We start from the raw sequence: 18,505 nt of genomic DNA, 5'->3' as shown, positions 1-18,505 counted from the left end.
ATTCTTTTGTATATTATATATAATCTCATTGCGTCGCTGTTATCGTATCTTATTGGAAAGCTGTCGAATAAAACCTGGCGTAAATATACGTTGTGTGCAGGCTACGCCCCACCACATTTGAAAGGCAGCGCATTAGGACGGGTTATTACCGGCTTCTCTTATGTCGGGCTTTTTGTGGTATGCCGAGGGTCAGGCGGCCCTGTTTGTCTTAGGCGGATGTCAATGAAGGTCAAGCAGATCGTTTCATTTGATCTTAGAAACTACGCGGCAGGATTTTCTTCCGATTATCCTGCCGCGTCCTTATGGGATCAAACATTGTATATCAAAATTATATAAATAAAAATAGTTGTTAAAATTAGATCTAAAATTCCAACTCATTGTCTGTATATTCACAACAGGTTGGGATTGGTGAGCCAGTATCATAGGCCTGACAAGCATCATGGTAATAATCGAGCTTTCGATCAATCAAACGAAGATATTTTTTTAAATCTTCGATTTGCTTTAAGACATCTTCTTTGTGGTTGACTAACATATCGTTACGTGCGTGGAGTGTATGATTCCCTTCATTTTGCCAGTCCGTAAATTGTTTTATTTCCTTAATGGGCATTCCGGTATTCTTAAGACAACAGATAAGGGAGAGCATTTCCATATCATCTTTTGCAAAGATACGATTGCCTGACTTATCCCTTTTAACATTAGAGAGCAGTCCCTCACGGTCATAGTATCTTAATGTATATGCTGTTAAGTTCATTTTTTTAGCCGCTTGTGTTATGGTATAGTTCACTTTCATCACCTCATATAGTTTTGTACATATTATATAGCTTACACTTAACTCTAAGTCAAGGGTGTTTATGAAAATTTCTTTTACAAATACTATTGACTTACAGTTAAGTGTAAGGGGTATACTAACCGCATAGTAGAAAAAGAAAGGAGTGTGAATTTATGAAAGTGATAGCTATTAATGGTAGTCCCCGTAAAAACGGTAATACAAGTCAGGCACTCAAGGTTATGACAGATGAGCTGGAGCAGCAGGGTATAGAAATTGAAATCATTCAAATTGGTCAGCTAAATATTCATGGGTGCATTGGCTGTGAATACTGCTTTACTTCCGAGGAAAATCATTGTGTTTTTAAAGATGACATTGTCAATGAGGTTGCAAAAAAAATGCGTGAAGCAGATGGCTTTATTCTTGCATCTCCTACCTATTATGCAGGAATAGCAGGAACAATGAAGTCTTTTCTAGACAGAGTATTCTACACAAGTTCAGATTATTTCAAATATAAAGTTGCAACTTCCATTTCAGTTGTAAGACGTGCCGGTGGTGTAGACGTAGTACACCAGCTCAATAACTATCTTAACTTAGCCCAGACAGTCATGCCGCCGTCTCAATACTGGACAGTAGCATATGGTTTGGAAAAAGGAGAAGTTCATCAGGACGAAGAAGGTATTCAGACCCTTCGTAAAAATGCCAGATCAATGGCCTGGCTCCTTAAGACAATTGACGCTGGAAAAGAAAAAATACCTGTTCCTGTAGAAGAAGACCATGTTATGACAAATTTTATACGATAATAAATTCAGAAAGGAAAATAAGTATGAAAGAAAATTTTTACACATTAAGCAACAACTATAAGATTCCGAATATAGGATTCGGTACATTCCGTACGCCTAGTGGAGATGAAACAGAGCAATCTGTATTAAATGCAATCAAGGCAGGATATCGACATATTGACTGCGCTGCCGCTTATGGAAATGAAAAAAGTGTTGGTGAAGCCATACGTAAATCCGGTGTGGCACGTGAAGAATTATTTGTAACAAGTAAATTGTGGAATGATGACAAAGGATATGAAAAGACGTTAGCAGCTTTTAATCGAACCTTAGAGGATTTACAGCTTGATTATCTGGATTTATACCTTATCCACTGGCCTATTGCAAAAGCATCCAAGAATAACTGGCAGGAAGCAAACAGCGAGAGCTGGAGAGCATTCGAGGAACTTTATAAACAGGGTAAAATCAAAGCAATCGGAGTTAGTAATTTTCTTCCGCATCATTTAGAGCCATTGCTCACAACGGCTAAGATTCAACCGATGGTGAATCAAATTGAATTCCATCCTGGCATGTTGCAGGAGGAAACAGTGGCATTTTGTAAAGAGCGTAATATTTTAGTGGAGGCATGGGCCCCATTTTCAAACGGCCAGATTTTAAAGCATCCGGTATTAATGGAAATTGCGGATCAATACAAAAAATCCGTAGCTCAGCTTAGTCTGCGCTGGATTATTCAAAAGGGTATTGTTCCACTACCGAAGTCCGTTACACCAGAGAGAATTAAAAATAATCTTGAGGTATTTGACTTTGAAATCAGTGCACAAGATGTTGAGAAGATTGACAGACTAACCGATTGTGGAAGTTCAGGGCTTCATCCGGATAAAGTAGATTTCTAAAGCTTTTATTTACAGGAAACTTATTTAGAAAGGATTTTATTACATGTGGAAAAAACAGATGATATTAGAGTTTTCATTAAGATAGATTGGGGAGGTAGTAATGGGGAATACGGATAAATTTGAAATGATAGCTGACATATATGACACTTCTGAAAGAATCCAAATCGCAAAGGTTTCATCAAATGCCATTTGTGAATATTTAGCTGATACTAAAAGTAAGAATGCTATTGATTTTGGGTGTGGAACTGGTCTTGTTGGAATGAACTTGGTAAACGATTTTTACTCTATGCTTTTTCTGGATATATCGCAAAACATGATTAATCAGATAAATCAAAAAATTTCTGGTTCTAATATACAGAATGCAGCTACATTGTGCTTTGACTTTGAAAAAGAAAGTCTTTTGGATTTACATGCAGACTATATTATTATGGCTCAGGTTTTACTCCATATTAATGATGTTGAATTAGTTTTATCAAGATTATATGAGGTTCTAAATGAAAGCGGACATTTACTAATTGTAGATTTTGATAAAAATGAAAATATAGTTTCAGATATGGTTCATAACGGATTTGATCAAATGGCGTTAACTGATATTATGACTAAAATAGGATGCAGGAATATTCAGTCTAAAACTTTTTATACTGGAAGAAAAATATTCATGGGGCATGATGCATCATTGTTTATTCTTGATTCTCAGAAATAGAGTTTGAAGTAGTTACTTCCGTCACTGGATTTAAGAATCTTGAGATTAATTGAAAGAGGCAAGTTATAATAGAGACAATTTGAAGGACTATTCATGTATTGATTTAAGAAAAAATGGCCTGCCTCCAAGGCTCACTAGGTTCAAGCGACATCTTATTTATCTCCTCAAGGCATACAGAGATGGTAGTTAAGCTTGTTAGATAAATGTAACTAAACAATAAACCTATTCTTATTAAATTGATTCAAATAGAAAAAGATTTGATTTTACAGCTCACAGGCTATGCTGTGGGCTTTTACTTAGCGAAAAAGCAAAGAAAATATTTTGCTGAAATTTATACTTGACTATGACGCAAGGTCATAGCGTATCATATATTTATAATAAAAAGTTAATATAGTGGAGCTAATAATTTAGTATTCATAGTAGATTAAATTATATCCCGCATATTTAAATATGGCATGAATCATTTATAAATGACTCGATAAGTCGGGATATTACGAAAGGAAATAACACATATGAACAAAACACTAATTGTTTATTATTCACTTTTCCAAAACACAAAGAATTTAGCATTAGAAATAGCAAAACACACTGGTGGCACTATAAGAGAATTAATTCCTGATAAGAATTATTCCTTTAATTATAATACTGCCGCTAAAGAAGTAAGGAATCAAATTGCGCGAGGATTTTGCCCTAACTTAATATCTGGAAGTGAGTCCATAGATGATTATCAAACAATATTTATAGGTACACCTAACTGGTTTAAAACATTAGCCCCACCAGTTATGAGCTTTATTAAGCAACATGATTTTACAGGTAAAACGATAATTCCCTTCTGTACTCATGGAGGCGGTGGATTTTGCCAAATTGAAAATGATATAACCAAAGAGTGCTCAAAATCCATCATTCTACCTGGTATTGCTGTAAATGGTACTGTTGTGCCTGAAGAGGTTAGAAAATGGCTTGAGACAATTGGATTCGAATTATAGACAGGAGATAAGGATTGTGGAATGAAGAAACTATTTTTTACCGTTAAAGACATTGTTCAGATAACAGGAATAACTCCAAGAACATTACATTACTATGATAAAATAAATCTATTAAAGCCAAGTCATAAGTCGGAAAATGGTTATAGAGGTTATGATAGAAATGATTTAGAAAACCTTCAAATGATTTTGTTTTTTAGGGAGATGGATTTAACTTTAAAAGAAATATCGGATATTATGCAACTTTCAAAACAAGAACAACATAAAAAATTAGAAACACATTACCAAACTTTAATTTTAAAGCAACGGCGATTAGGAACAATTATTAATGCATTAGAAGATTACCTTTCGGGTAAAGAGTTATTTAATTTGAATATATTTAAAAATTCAACAGTTCCACCATTACAGGAACAGTATGACCGTGAAGCCAAAATATTGTATGGTGAAACAGAGAAATACAAAGAATATGAGAGAAAACTAGAAAAATTATCTGACAATGAAAAAGCAGACTTATATTATGAGTTTGGAAAAAACATGGAAAAAATATTTAATAGTTTAGCAAAACATATTAATGAATCTCCTTCATCTAATGAGGTTCAAAAATTAATTGCGGAATGGAAAAGTCTCTTAGAAAAATATATGGCTTGTGATACAGATATACTAGAATGTATTGCAAATACATATAAATCTGATAGCAGATTTAAAAAGTACTTAAATCAATTCAGTGATAAGGATTTGAGTAATTTCCTTTATGAAGCAATTATGTGCTATTGTCATAAAGAGATGCGCTGTTTACACAGTAAATAAAAAACTGTTGTAATTAGCATAAGTTTGTATATGAAAAATAAGTATAGGTCTTATGCAGATAATTTCATCAGTATACTATAGTACTCCAGAATATTTAAATTATTCTTATTTAGAAGGAAAATTATTGGCATAATAAATTAGGATCTGCAGGCTTTAGTTTTAAAGAAAATTTAGCGCCTGTAGGCCCTAGTGATAAATCAAACTTAAGACCTATAGGTTCTATCAGTAAACAAAAACTATGGCATGGGGAAGAAAGAGAGGAACAAGATTATACTTGTAAAGTTTGAAGAAAATCTGTTGCAGATGATATAGAGCGAAGGCAGGAGAGGGATGTTTCAATAAAATCAGCAAATGACATTAGAGTTCCATGGAAATTAAATATTTTTCTTATATTCAGTCGGCGATACACCCTTAATTTTTTTAAATATCTTGGAGAAAAGAAGAGGGTCTGGATATCCGCAGGAATGAGATACCTGGCCTATGGTCAGTGACTTATCGTCCAATAGATTGCAGGCTCTTTGTATTCTATAGTTTATCAGATACTCTTGAGGTGACATACCGGAGTGAGTTTTAAATATGTAATGAAGATACTTTCTGTCAATGCCAACATATTTAGCAATACCTGATATACTTATTTTGCGGGAATAGTTCATACATATAAATTCAAGAGCTTTTTGAAAGTGCTGTTCTTTTCTACTCTTAGTATCTTCTACTCCTCTTTGATCATTATTGCTTTCTATCAGCAGGGCTAGAAAGTCGTAAAGGAGTCCTGTGAATTTTAAATCTCCTGATCTCTTATTTTCTTTACAGGTAAGCATTTCAGAAATGCAATTAAAAAGTAAATTATCCTTGTTATAGCTGATAACGGGATTTTCCAGGGAGAGGCCGGAGCGCCTTAAAAAATATTCTGCCTTAAGTCCGTAAAAGCCTATCCATAGGTAAGACCAAGGATTTGATTCATCAGCCTGGTAGGAATTTATTACATTAGGACAAGTAAGAAATAATTGATCCTTTTCAAGGTGGTATTCCTTATTATTTATTTTAAATGTACCAAAACCATCTATAATATAGTGTATCAAAAAATGGTCTCTGATGCCAGGACCCCAGCTATGGCCAGCGGTGCAATGCTGTATACCACAATAGTAGGGTACTAATTCATTATTAAAGCCTGATTTTGTTACAAACGGTATTAATATTTTATCAATCATGATAGTTCCCCTTATTATCAATTTAGATTAACGACATTATAACATAAGATAACGACTATAGTCCATTTACCACAGATATAAAAAGCTATAAAATTAAAGATGTAAATTAAATCAACCTTTATATGGGAGATTTACAATGGGACATATTAACAGGGGTGATGGTATGAAAAAAATTACTTTCATAGGCGCTGGAAGCTTTGGTTTCACAAGAACATTAGTTAAGGATATTCTTACTTTTCCTGCTCTTTCTGATTGCACAATAGCTTTAATGGATATTGATGAGGAAAGATTATCAGCAATTACAAAAGCAGTAACAAAAATTATTGAAAAGGGAAAATACCAGGCGAAGGTTATCTCGACAACAAACCGTGCAGAAGCTTTAGAGGGGGCAGATGGAGTTGTTTGCACAATACTTGCTGGGGGAGTCAATGTTTGGAGGCATGACATTGAAATTCCTAAAAAATATGGTGTGGATATTAATGTTGGTGATACCAGAGGACCATCAGGTATTTTTAGAGCTTTAAGAACTATTCCAGTTATGCTGGAAATATGCAAGGATATTGAAAAGTATTGCCCAGATGCAGTATTTTTAAATTATACAAATCCCATGGCAATGTTATGCAGAGCAATGCAGGGACAATTTGAGAAAATTAAAGTTACCGGATTATGTCATAGTGTTCAAGGCACTGCAGAAATGCTTGCAAGATGGATCGGAGCTCCTGTGAGTGAAATCACATATCTATGCGCCGGCATTAATCATCAAGCCTTCTATTTAGACTATAAGTGGAATGGACAGGATGCCTATCCATTAATAAGGGAAGCAATGAAAAAAACTGAAATATATAATGAAGAAATTGTTCGTAATGAAATGTTCTTAAACCTAGATTATTATGTCACTGAATCCAGCGGGCATAATTCCGAATATAACGCATGGTTTAGAAAAAGGACTGATTTGATAGAAAAATACTGTATTAACGGTACTGGCTGGAATCCCGGAAAGTATGGATATATACTTGATGAATATTTAAGAAGAGAAGATAGCTGGAAGGATGAAATTAATGAATGGCTACAGAAGGATGATATTGATCTAACCAGGGGCCATGAATACGCAGCATATATCTTTAACGCAACTATAGGCGACGGTTCACTATATGAATTCAATGGAAATGTACGCAATTTTGGACTTATAGACAATCTTCCTTTAGGCTGTTGTGTTGAAGTACCTGTTCTGGCGTCAAAGAGAGGGCTTGACCCTATGCATGTAGGCTCACTACCGGAACAATTGGCCATATTGGTTAATACCAGCGCAAGGTGTGAAGAACTCGCAGTTGAGGGAGCTATTACAGGAGATCCAAGAAAGGTTTTCCATGCCGTTTGCTTTGATCCATTAACATCTGCTGTGCTTTCCTTATCAGAAATAAAACAGATGGTTGATGAAATGTTCGAAGCAAATAAAGACTACCTGCCTCAATTCAAACATATAAAATAAAATCGAAGATTATGAAGGGAAGGGCTGTTGTGCTAAGAAATTAGTGAAGCGGCTCCTTTTATCATGCAACATTTTAAAAAACAAAAAATATTAAAGGGTGTACAATTTTTTATAGTTATTTGCTATAATTTTCATGTTGTTATTTAAATTTAATTATAGCAAAAAAGAGGAGTGATTATTAATGGAGAGCAAGGATTTAATAGGCTCAACCCCCAGCAAAGAAGAATTAGTTCGAGAAATATTAGAAAAAGATAAGGATTTAAAAGGCAGTAATATTGATGAAGAGTTACTTCATGAACTTATTAGTGGTAAGGTTTCTGAGAATATAAATAGTACACATGATGAGAATTTAACATTAGGTCAAAGGGCTGCTGATAAAATAGCAGCATTTGGTGGAAGTTGGCCTTTTATAATCACTTTTTCCTTGACCTTAGCAAGTTGGATTATTTTGAATGCTGTGATATTAAAGACTAAAGCATTTGATCCCTATCCATTTATACTTTTGAATCTGGTGTTGTCATGCCTTGCTGCCATTCAAGCTCCAATTATAATGATGTCACAAAACCGTCAAACCGAAAAAGATAGATTAACTGCTGCAAATGACTACCTTATTAACCTAAAGTCTGAAATTATAATAGAAGATTTGCACCATAAAATTGATATATTAATGGAACAATGCGAAGAGAATAAGAGAAATCAAGAAATACTATTGAAAATAATAGAAGAATTGAGGAATAGGAGTAGTTAATAGTAATTTCCTAAGGGATGTAAGCAATATATCTATCACAATGAAATATATTATAAAAAGACATTTGCATAACAACAAATGTCTTTTATTATTGACACAATAGAATAAAAATGATAGTATAATAATACATTGCCTTCCTTAAATATAATATACTATATTATCTCAATTATATTATACAACTTTTGAAAAGCAATGTCAATAGGTTTTTGGAAAAATCCTATCGAATTATTTATTAGTAGGAGGGGATATTGTGAACAAGAATGATTTTGAATGGAAACTTGAAAATGAATGGCTGCAAGCTGCGCTTAAAGAGGCGCAGAAACAGTTAAATGAAAAACGTGATTTTAAGGAAAAATTTAAAAATAATGCTCTTGAGACCCAAAGGGAGCTATGGCAGGACATAGGATCGGTCTCAATAACCAATGGGCTTGAGCAGATTGTAGATTTTCTGGGATTTATCAATAGCATGAAAATGCAAAAGAGAAACCATGAGTTAACTAGAAAACTTCAAGAGAAATATGAGAAGATGCTTTTATCACCTTATTTCGGAAGAATCGATTTTCTTGAAAAGGGAGAGGACAAAGTAGAGAAGTGCTATATCGGAGTTTCAAATCTCATTAATGATAATTATGATTTCCTCATATATGATTGGAGAGCACCGATTTCCAGCATGTTCTATGATTACGAAATTGGAAAAGCCAGCTATGAATGCCCTGAAGGAATTATTGATGGAAAACTTATGCTAAAAAGACAGTACAAAATTAATAATGGTGAAATTGCGTATATGTTTGACAGCAATCTTAAGATAGACGACGAAATGCTTCAGGATATCCTAAGTAAAAGTACTGATAGCAAAATGAAGGCTATAGTGACAACCATTCAAAGAGAGCAGAATAAAGTAATTCGTAATGAGGAGTACAAAAATTTGATAGTTCAGGGCCCTGCTGGAAGCGGGAAAACCTCCGTTGCTCTTCATAGAATTGCTTATCTCTTATATAAGCATAGAGATAAAATAACACCCCAAAATATAGTAATATTCTCCCCTAATGAAATTTTTAACGATTATATTTCAAATGTATTACCGGAACTTGGAGAAGATAATATGTGCCAGACAACATTTAAGGAATATATGCATAAGGCCTTAGGCAGTGGATTTATTAAGGAAGACTACTGTGAAATGATGGAATATATTCTGGGCTCAAAGAAGGAAGCAACCTATAAAAAGAGAATTAACAATATAAAATTTAAGTCTTCTATGGAATTTATAGATATGTTAAAACAATATGTAACCTATGTAGAAAAAATGGACAGAAACTTTAAAGATATTATTTTCAGAGACAGGCTAATAGTTTCCTGCAACGATCTACAAGAATTGTTTTTTAAAGATTATATACAACTTCCTCTGAAAAGAAGACTTCAAAAGATAAGAGAAAGAGTTTTGTTTCTTATAGAACCTTATGAAAAGCGTCGAGTAGAAGAAGTAGCAAGTGAACTTAGAGATTCAGGCTCTTATATAGATAAAGTAGAAATTATGGAGCACAGCATAGCTATTGTAAAGGATGAAATGAAGGACATATATTATGAAATTGATAGAGTGACAGGATTTGATTTGTTGGATATTTATAAAAAGCTTTTTGAGAATCTAGAGCTTTTTTCTAAAAGTCTAAATACTGAATACTGTGAGAAGGAAATTGATGAAATCAAAAACTATACTTTAGAAAACCTCAAGGCTAAAAAGCTAAATTATGAGGATCAGCCTCCTCTTTTATATCTAAAAAGTACATTTGGAGATATTCCAAAAACTTCAGAAATAAAATATGTGATTGTTGATGAGGCTCAGGACTATACACCGCTGCAGTATGAAATCTTTTATCAGCTTTTCAATCATGCGAATATAACTATGTTAGGTGATCTCAATCAATCCATCAATCCATTCATGAGCCTTAGAGATTATAATAATATTTCCCATATATTCCAAGGAGATAATACCTGCATAATAAATTTAACCAAAAGCTATAGATCTACAATGGAAATTACCATGTTTTCAAGGAGACTGCTTAATAGGGAGACTATGGATGAATGTGTAGAAAGAAGTGGAGATGAGCCTTTACTCGTGGGATTTCCAAACGAAGGAGTTATAAAGGAAAGACTTATTGAGGATATAAAAATGTATAAAGAGAAAGGATACAAATCCATTGGAATCATAACAAGGACTGTAAAGGAAGCAGGTGAGGTATACAATTATTTAAAAGACAAGGTTCATGTTAAAGCTATAATGAAGGATGATGATGAATATGTAAGTGATACCTTAGTAATCCCAGCTTATCTTGCTAAAGGATTAGAATTTGACGTAGTAATTATATATAATGCAGGAAATGAAAAGTACTGCTGTGAGGAGGAACGGTTGCTGCTTTATACCGCTTGTACCAGAGCGCTTCATATTTTATGCATATACTATTCCGGCAAAATTACAGCTTTACTGGAAGGAAGTTATTAACTTTATTTCTGCAAAATAAAAGATTAAATGTGAGATTTTCACTATCTTCTTCTTTTCCTTATTAAGACATATGTCATATTTATCCCAGCATTACAGTGATAAAATTAAATCATTGCCCATGCATATAGGCTATTTAAGATTTATTAGAAACACCGCTAATACCAAACATATGTGGATTGGCGGTGTTTTATTGTTATGGTGATATTTCTTAACATGAAAATATGAAACAAATGAGTTATAGATATTTACAGGGAAATGTTTTTTACATTTTACAGAGAGCTTTGTTTTTAAAAGAGTAGATTCATTTATAGTTATTCTAATAAATGCTATAATGTAGTTTATAAAATCTATTTACATTTATAAACTTGTGTATTACCTAAAAAACATAATAATTATATTTTTTTTACAAACGGTATAAATGCTGAAAATTATGAGGGTGATAGTGTGAAAGCAGTGAAGATAAATTTAAAAAATAGGAACCTCTCTTTAATAAATGAGATACTTTTGAAAATTTTTTACATATCTATAAGTATAGTATCTATTATAGCGTTTATTTCTTATATAAGTGTTTATGAAAGCGAGAAGAATAAACAGTTAGAAGAATTACGTGCTTACGTTTCGGAAAGAGTCAGAATCGATAGTGAGATTTTTAAACTAGCTGAAGATAATTTGAAGATTTTTGAAAAGGAATTTATGAAGCTTTATAATTCTGATATAAAAGTAACAGAAGATGAATTTTGGTCCTATTATTTTATTGACAACCAAGGTGCTACAAGGATGAAGAGAGAATATTTTGCAGGAATTACAGAATATAATAATACCTTTAATAGTCCAGAAGAAATAATAAAAGTTGCAGATGAAAAACTTTATATGGCTAAAGGGAAAGGGCGTAATTGTCTAGAAATTTGATAAATCATAAGTCTATTTTGCCAATAGTAAATAGTACAGCAGACCACCTTAAACAGCTTTCTAGGAGAATCTAATTCTATCCTAGAAAGCTGTTTTTATAGAATTTTTTCAAAATTACTTTTTATATTATTGGGAAGAGCTCTCTTCAGCAGCTTGCGCCATTGCTTTAGTTTTATGAACTGTACCATGTGGGTGATGGGGTGGTGCATAAATGGAGTATAATTTGAGCGGGGTATTACCTGTATTGATTATATTATGCCATTTGCCAGCAGGTATCATAATAGCAAAATTATCATAGATATTCTTCTGATAATCTAGCATATTCTTCCTATCGCCCATTTTAACAATCCCTTCACCTTCCTCAATACGTATAAATTGATCCACATCTGGGTGAATTTCTAAACCTATATCTTCTCCAACATTGATGCTCATCAAGGTAACTTGCAAATTCTCTCCGGTCCATAATGCGGTTCGATAAGTATTATTTTGCTTAGTTGCTTCTTCAATATTTATAACAAAAGGTTCTGGACCATAATCCTTTAATCTATTTAAATCATCATTCTTTATTGATTGCGAAAAATTAAAATTTAAATAATGATTCATTTCATCAGTAAAAGGAATATACCGATTAGTAAATTGCTCAGAAAAGTCTAAGTTGTACATAGGAGGATTAAAACAATAGGGACATGGATACATTTCGCAAGTATTGTACATATTTCTCATAGTATGCATTGGTGTGTTAAAGCAATAAGGGCATGGATATTTTTTATACATATTTTTCATTCCTTTCACAGGTTTACAACATTATCATATGCAATATGTTTAGAAGCTGTGCTCCTATTAACTTCTTTTCCTTATTATGACATATGTCATATTTACTCCAGAATCACAGTGATAAAATGGAAGTTAGAAAGAGGGTGATGAAGATGAAAACAAATTTAGAGACTGTATTATTAAAGATAGCAAAACTATTAAATCAGGAGAACATTTTATGGGGTGTGGGTGATTCTATGCTGCTATGGTGTTATGAATTAGTAGAGGAGTATAATAAAATAAGCATCATCATTGCAGAAAAAGACATTAGAAAAGTGAATATGCTTCTTTCAGATTTGGGTATCAGAACACAGAAAGAAAAAATCTGCTTTTATGATTCAGCATTTTTTCAGCAGTATCAGACTGAAGGAATTATCATTGATGTAATCAGTGGCCCTATAATATATAGTCACGGGAAGGTTTATCGTTACTCCTTTGATGAAAAGTCTATTCCTCATTACACGCGTATATGTGGAGAAAATATTCCCCTTACCACACTAGAAGAGTGGTATATTCTTTATTCTATGATGCCACAGGGCGAAAGTAGAGCAAAACTTATTGAAAACTTTTTTGAGAATATTGGTGTTATTTATCCTGAGGTACTACAACGGATGTTAAAGGATGAATTACCGAAGGATGTTATGAAAAAATGCGGCTCTATGTTAAAAATATCGTGAGAGGAATAAATTTGATGCTTGTTATTAATAATTTTCTAAATATAATTAAATTACTTCCTATGCATCTAGAAAATTTAAGATTTAGTGAGAAACACCGCTAATACCTAAGGTATGGGTATTAGCGGTGTTTTGCTGTCCATATATATGGCGTATGCACACATGATATTAGCCCTTGGGATGCTTATACAAGAATTAACGGTCATATTACAATTTGATAAAGTTAGGAATCTTAGCAATACTTGCATGCTTTGTACTCATACTTAAAAGGAAGAGATCATAGAAATAAGTTAAACCCTTGAATTTTCAAGGGTTTAACTATATTATCTCTAAAGAGAAGCTAATTTTTAAAAATAATAATCCTTTTGTTATTTATTTAAAGTATCAGTTATTTTAGCAAAGTTGCCAGTCATAGCATTTAATAAGTCATCATTACCCTCAATTAACCAACTATTTTTATCTTTAACCAGTTTAATATCAACTTCTGTAACTGTTTTTGGAGCATCTGGAGCATTAATAGAATTTAGAAAAGACTGTAGAATCATCTCTTCTTGTTTCTTTTCATCCTTCTTTTCATCGAATGCAGAAGCTAACATAGTTGGAAGCAAGTCAGCTATGGTTTTTGCAGATATTTTTGGTAAGTCACAGGAAGTTATTTTAGCCTTAACAGTAGCTGTATTACCATTTTTGCTTGTTGATATAATCTCATAATCGAGCTTAGAGAATACAGCTTTAATCATCTGCTCTTGTTCCTTACTATCATATTCAAACTCACTTTTATCATTTTCGTTGCTCATATATTTAGCCGCAGCACTAAAATCTTGTTTTTTTACTGTGTCAAGAAAGCCTTTAACAGCTGCATCAGGTTTTGCTCCACAACCTGTAAAGGATAAGATTACCATTGAAAGTAAAGATAAAGCTAATAATTTTTTAAATAACTTTTTCATATTATATTTCCCCCTCAAATTTTGTCCAATAACCATTATACAAGTAAAATAATGGTATGTAAACAAAGATTATGTAAAAATTACTGTGTTAAGCTTTTTTTCTTTCCCTACAGCTAACTGATTGCTTACACACTGAAATTTAATATTTATTTTTCATAAAATAATTATCTCTATGTTCTTGAGGGCTCTCATTAAACATTTTTCTAAATCTCTTATAAAAAAATCCTAGATTAGAAAATCCCACGTCTAAAGCTATTTCGTATATAGGCTTTTCAGAATTAGTTATGAGCATACTTGCTTCCTTCATCTGGTGCTCTAACTTCAACTCGCCAAAGGTTTTTCCGGTTTTATTTTTTAATAAATTACTCAGATAATTGGAATTATACCCAAAGTGAGCGGCCATGGAACTTAATGTACAATCTATATAATTATTTTCTATGTACTGCAGCATATCAATTATGGTTGCAGATTTTTTTAAGTCTAAGTACTTTTCGTTTGTATTATTTATATTAAATATTCTAACAAGCTCTGAAAATATAATTATTATATAGGAGTCTATAACTTCATTGTAGCAAATATCCCTATCAAGGTACTCACAGAGTAAATTTTTCATTAAGTAGTTTATTTTAGAATCTTTATTTGAATTAAATACTATATACTTATTATGATTTTGATCCTCTAATATGGAGTTTATTAAAAAACTAGTTATGATTCCTTCATTAGAAAGCCTGCTGAGAAAGCTGGTATTAAAAAAGGCTTTGGTCATTGCAATACTTATAACTATATCGTTCTCGCCTATAGGTAAGGTGCTGTGAATCACATTTGTATCGAACAGGCAAAAATCCCCTTCGTTTAGTACTATAGTTTTTTTATCAATTTTATAACTGCAGCTACCTGAGTATATGTAACTCATCATAATATCTGCATTGATGTGTTCTGGAATATAGGTGAATCTAGTATCTTTATTTACTGTTATATTTTCTTTTTTTAGTCTAATTCCAAAGTCAAATAAGTATACTTGAGAATTGTTTACCTTAACTTTATCTACTTTTTTATAAAATTCGCTTATTTTATCTGGGTTCCCTAGGTGCCATTTTTCACTGTTGGTCAATCTTCTTAAATAAACATCTAACTCTTGATAGTTCATTTTTACCTCCATGTAATCTGTAATTTTGTAAGTAAATCTATGTTTATATGTAATTGTTTGATTTCTTTTAATATTTATAATTATAGTTAAAGAAGAATTTATAAATCATTTTATATTCAGTATTATAACTTATATTTAAATCAATTTGTAAATATATGCTTTCAAAGAATACTTTAAGGCGCCTAGGGAGTATTATTTTATTATTAAGAAAGGTAGATGAATATGAATAATAATGATTTAGCAAAAAGTATAATTGAATTATCTGGTGGAGAAGAGAATATTGTTAAAGCAATTCACTGTATAACCCGTATACGTTTTAATTTAAAGGATGATAGTAAGGCCAATAGTAAAGCTATTGAGAATTTAGAAGGCGTTATAGGAACTACCTTTAAAAGTGGCCAATTTCAAATAATTATTGGAAATAACGTAAATAATGTATTTTCAGAAGTAGAAAAAATTTTAAACTTAGAACCTAATGGCATTGAAATTAAGGATAATGAAAAGTCTAGTGGATTCAAAGAAGCTAAAAAAGAAAAAGGTATAAAGAATATAGGAGGTCTTATTTTAGATACTATATCAAGTTCCTTCCAGCCAATCCTACCCGCCATAATAGGTGCAGGTATGATGAAAGGTATATTAGCTTTGTTTGTAGTAGCTGGATGGGTAGCTGATACCAGCGGCACTTATAAGATATTAAGCATTATAGCAGATTCTGCCTTTTACTTTTTACCATTCTTATTGGCTGTATCCGTGTCTAGAAAGTTTAATGTAAACGAATTTCTAGGTATTGTGGTGGCAGGTTCATTGATGTATCCAACTATAATAGACGCAGCAAAGGCAGGGCAATTAGATCCTATTAAATTTTTATCTATTCCGGTACCAATAGTAAACTATAGCTCTACTGTTTTTCCAATTATACTCAGTATTATATTAATGAGCTATATATATAAAGCCATAGATAGATTTATTCCAAAATCCTTGAAATTAGTACTTACACCAACAATAACGCTGCTTATAACTGTGCCCATAGTTTTAATCCTTATAGCGCCTCTTGGTAATTACTTAGGAAATTACTTAGCAATAGGGATGAATTGGCTCTTTGAAAACGCAGGATTCCTTGCTGGGCTATTAATAGGCTTTTTTAATCCTATTATTGTAATGACTGGAATGCACTATGGAATGTTCCCTATAATGATTCAAAACCTTGGAACCTTTGGTTTTGATGCTGGTTATTTACCAGTGAACTTGGTTACAAATCTAGCTCAGGCTGGTTCAGTTTTCGCCGTTGCACTTAGAACTAAGAATAAAACTTTAAAATCTGTGGCTGTATCAAGTGGTATATCTGCACTGTTAGGAACCACGGAGCCGGCGATGTTTGGTGTTAATTTAAAGCTAAAGAAACCTTTTTATGCGGCTATGATTGCTGGAGGAATTTCTGCTTCCATAGTAATAGCCTTTGGGTTAAAGACCTTTGGATTTGTTATACCTGGTCTTATAGCTCTTCCAACTTATATATCACCGGATGGTGCTCTTAAGAATTTTTTACTGGCCCTATTGGGTATAATACTAAGTTTCATAGTATCCTTTATACTAACTTTAGTACTTGGATTTGAAGATATAGATATAGCTAAAAAAGAAATATAACATAGATTATTAGGAGGTTTTCTCATGACAAAAGTAAGAAAAAATTTTCCCAAGGACTTTTTATGGGGAGGTGCCACTGCTGCTAGTCAGGTAGAAGGTGCATATAATGTGGATGGAAAAGGTTTATCTACATCTGATATGGTACCACTTAAATCTAGAACCCATAGCAATGATAACATGAAGATTGAAGTTACATCAAAGCAGCTAGAGGAATATCTTAAAGATGATTCTACTGAATACTTTCCAAAGAGAAGTGGAGTTGACTTTTATCATAGATATAAAGAGGATATCGCATTATTTGCAGAAATGGGCTTTAAAGTGTACAGGCTTTCTATTGCTTGGCCGCGTATATTTCCAAATGGGGATGATGAAAGTCCAAATGAAGCTGGCTTAATGTTTTATGATAAGATATTTGATGAATTAGAGAAATATGGCATTGAACCTCTGGTAACAATAACTCATTACGAAATGCCTATAAATTTAGTTCAAAAATATAATGGTTTTGAAAGCAGAAAGGCTATTGATGACTATCTAAGGTTTGCAGAGGTAATACTTGAAAGATATAAGGGTAGAGTGAAATATTGGGTACCTTTTAACGAGCTAAATATGATGCTTGTTAGCCCATTCACTTGCGCAGGAGTAATCTCAGATAGATCTCTAGAGAAAAATCCTATGCAAATAAAGTATCAAGCTAGCCATCATCAGCTCTTAGCCAGTGCTTTAGCTACCAAGCTTTGCAGAAAAATAATACCGGATGCAAAAATTGGTTGCATGATTGCAAGGTTAGAAACCTATGCCGCTACTTCAAAGCCAGAAGATCAATTGCAGGCTCTGCATGATGATCAGCTCAATGTATTCTACCCTGAAGTGCTAGTAAGGGGAGAATATCCAAAGTATATGTATAGATACTTTGAAGAAAATGGTGTAAGCATAAAAATGGAGCCAGAAGATGAAAAAATTCTAAAAGAAAATACTGCAGATTTTGTAGCTATAAGTTATTATATGACCTATATAGCCTCAGAAGGCGGAGACGGGGAATTGGCTTCAGGAAATCTTGTAGGAACTCAAAAGAATCCTCATCTTAAGATGACAGAATGGGATTGGCCTATTGATGCCATAGGTTTGAGAATTACACTGAATAGATTATATGATAGATTTAGAGTACCTCTATTTGTAGTTGAAAATGGTCTTGGAGCCATTGATAAAGTGGAGGAAGACGGCTCGGTACATGATCCTTATCGCATTGACTATTTACGTGAGCACATAGAGCAGATGAAAGAAGCCATTACCGATGGTGTTGACCTAATAGGATATACCACTTGGGGATGCATTGATCTCATTAGCTGCGGTACATCGGAAATGTCTAAAAGGTATGGATTCATATATGTGGATCAAGATGACCATGGGAATGGAACATTAAACAGAATAAGGAAAGATTCATTCTATTGGTATAAGAAAGTAATAGCTTCAAATGGAGAAGACTTAGAATAAATGCAAA

The 18,505-nt window shown here is 32.8% G+C and carries 17 protein-coding genes; 12 read left to right on the top strand and 5 right to left on the bottom strand.

The genetic code is table 11. The features are described from left to right. Nucleotides 1-361: 361 nt before the first annotated feature. The gene (locus tag BN2665_RS16610; protein WP_055668206.1) at nucleotides 362-784 is read right to left on the bottom strand and encodes a MerR family transcriptional regulator; all 423 of its coding nucleotides are present in this window, start codon (nucleotides 782-784) and stop codon (nucleotides 362-364) included. A gap of 158 nt (nucleotides 785-942) precedes the next feature. Between BN2665_RS16610 and BN2665_RS16605 the strand changes: the two genes are divergently transcribed. The 5 genes from BN2665_RS16605 (at nucleotide 943) to BN2665_RS16585 (ending at nucleotide 4,931) form a co-directional block, all read left to right on the top strand. After that, the gene (locus tag BN2665_RS16605; RefSeq protein ID WP_055668205.1) at nucleotides 943-1,569 is read left to right on the top strand and encodes a flavodoxin family protein; all 627 of its coding nucleotides are present in this window, start codon (nucleotides 943-945) and stop codon (nucleotides 1,567-1,569) included. Between the two features lie 23 nt (nucleotides 1,570-1,592). Further along, nucleotides 1,593-2,438, top strand: coding sequence for an aldo/keto reductase (locus BN2665_RS16600; protein WP_055668204.1), 846 nt, complete (start codon nucleotides 1,593-1,595; stop codon nucleotides 2,436-2,438). A 100-nt stretch (nucleotides 2,439-2,538) separates the two neighbouring features. Then, the gene (locus tag BN2665_RS16595; RefSeq protein WP_055668203.1) at nucleotides 2,539-3,141 is read left to right on the top strand and encodes a class I SAM-dependent methyltransferase; all 603 of its coding nucleotides are present in this window, start codon (nucleotides 2,539-2,541) and stop codon (nucleotides 3,139-3,141) included. Nucleotides 3,142-3,653: 512 nt separating this feature from the next. Next, entirely contained in the window at nucleotides 3,654-4,127 is a 474-nt protein-coding gene (locus BN2665_RS16590; RefSeq protein ID WP_055668202.1) for a flavodoxin, read from the top strand. Nucleotides 4,128-4,148: 21 nt separating this feature from the next. Further along, nucleotides 4,149-4,931, top strand: coding sequence for a MerR family transcriptional regulator (locus BN2665_RS16585; RefSeq protein ID WP_055668201.1), 783 nt, complete (start codon nucleotides 4,149-4,151; stop codon nucleotides 4,929-4,931). 374 nt (nucleotides 4,932-5,305) lie between these two features. Here BN2665_RS16585 and BN2665_RS16580 read toward each other — a convergent pair whose 3' ends face one another. Beyond that, complete coding sequence (locus BN2665_RS16580; RefSeq protein ID WP_055668200.1) at nucleotides 5,306-6,139, bottom strand: AraC family transcriptional regulator; 834 nt, start codon at nucleotides 6,137-6,139, stop codon at nucleotides 5,306-5,308. A gap of 163 nt (nucleotides 6,140-6,302) precedes the next feature. Here BN2665_RS16580 and melA point away from each other — a divergent pair, with 163 nt between their 5' ends. From melA to BN2665_RS16560, 4 genes are all read left to right on the top strand, one after another. Beyond that, a complete protein-coding gene (gene melA / locus BN2665_RS16575; RefSeq protein WP_055668432.1) occupies nucleotides 6,303-7,628 on the top strand; it encodes an alpha-galactosidase in 1,326 nt (441 codons plus the stop codon). Nucleotides 7,629-7,809: 181 nt separating this feature from the next. Beyond that, nucleotides 7,810-8,376 (top strand): DUF1003 domain-containing protein, encoded by a 567-nt coding sequence (locus BN2665_RS16570; protein ID WP_055668199.1) that lies wholly within the window; start codon nucleotides 7,810-7,812, stop codon nucleotides 8,374-8,376. Nucleotides 8,377-8,626: 250 nt separating this feature from the next. After that, entirely contained in the window at nucleotides 8,627-10,873 is a 2,247-nt protein-coding gene (helD, locus tag BN2665_RS16565; RefSeq protein ID WP_055668198.1) for an RNA polymerase recycling motor HelD, read from the top strand. Nucleotides 10,874-11,317: 444 nt separating this feature from the next. Next, nucleotides 11,318-11,782 carry a hypothetical protein gene (locus tag BN2665_RS16560; RefSeq protein ID WP_055668197.1) on the top strand — a complete coding sequence of 155 codons (465 nt, stop codon included), beginning with the start codon at nucleotides 11,318-11,320 and terminating at the stop codon, nucleotides 11,780-11,782. 126 nt (nucleotides 11,783-11,908) lie between these two features. Here the strand turns inward: BN2665_RS16560 and BN2665_RS16555 are convergent, their stop codons facing one another. After that, nucleotides 11,909-12,565 carry a cupin domain-containing protein gene (locus tag BN2665_RS16555; protein ID WP_055668431.1) on the bottom strand — a complete coding sequence of 219 codons (657 nt, stop codon included), beginning with the start codon at nucleotides 12,563-12,565 and terminating at the stop codon, nucleotides 11,909-11,911. Between the two features lie 143 nt (nucleotides 12,566-12,708). On the opposite strand from BN2665_RS16555, the gene BN2665_RS16550 reads away from it, so the two are divergent. Further along, on the top strand, nucleotides 12,709-13,272 hold the full coding sequence (locus tag BN2665_RS16550; protein WP_055668196.1) for a hypothetical protein: 564 nt from the start codon (nucleotides 12,709-12,711) through the stop codon (nucleotides 13,270-13,272). Nucleotides 13,273-13,637: 365 nt separating this feature from the next. On the opposite strand, the gene BN2665_RS16545 is transcribed toward BN2665_RS16550, so the two are convergent. Next, nucleotides 13,638-14,216 carry a DUF4878 domain-containing protein gene (locus BN2665_RS16545; RefSeq protein ID WP_055668195.1) on the bottom strand — a complete coding sequence of 193 codons (579 nt, stop codon included), beginning with the start codon at nucleotides 14,214-14,216 and terminating at the stop codon, nucleotides 13,638-13,640. A 139-nt stretch (nucleotides 14,217-14,355) separates the two neighbouring features. Continuing rightward, on the bottom strand, nucleotides 14,356-15,363 hold the full coding sequence (locus BN2665_RS16540) for an AraC family transcriptional regulator (RefSeq protein WP_055668194.1): 1,008 nt from the start codon (nucleotides 15,361-15,363) through the stop codon (nucleotides 14,356-14,358). Between the two features lie 222 nt (nucleotides 15,364-15,585). Between BN2665_RS16540 and BN2665_RS16535 the strand changes: the two genes are divergently transcribed. Both BN2665_RS16535 and BN2665_RS16530 read left to right on the top strand, forming a co-directional pair. Continuing rightward, nucleotides 15,586-17,007 (top strand): PTS transporter subunit EIIC, encoded by a 1,422-nt coding sequence (locus BN2665_RS16535; protein ID WP_055668193.1) that lies wholly within the window; start codon nucleotides 15,586-15,588, stop codon nucleotides 17,005-17,007. A 24-nt stretch (nucleotides 17,008-17,031) separates the two neighbouring features. Continuing rightward, nucleotides 17,032-18,498, top strand: a complete 1,467-nt coding sequence (locus tag BN2665_RS16530) for a glycoside hydrolase family 1 protein (protein WP_055668192.1) — start codon at nucleotides 17,032-17,034, stop codon at nucleotides 18,496-18,498. The last annotated feature ends 7 nt before the right edge of the window (nucleotides 18,499-18,505 follow it).

This window comes from Desnuesiella massiliensis (assembly GCF_001403615.1).
Lineage (GTDB): Bacteria > Bacillota > Clostridia > Clostridiales > Clostridiaceae > Desnuesiella > Desnuesiella massiliensis.
This window is presented reverse-complemented; position numbering and strand designations above follow the sequence as displayed.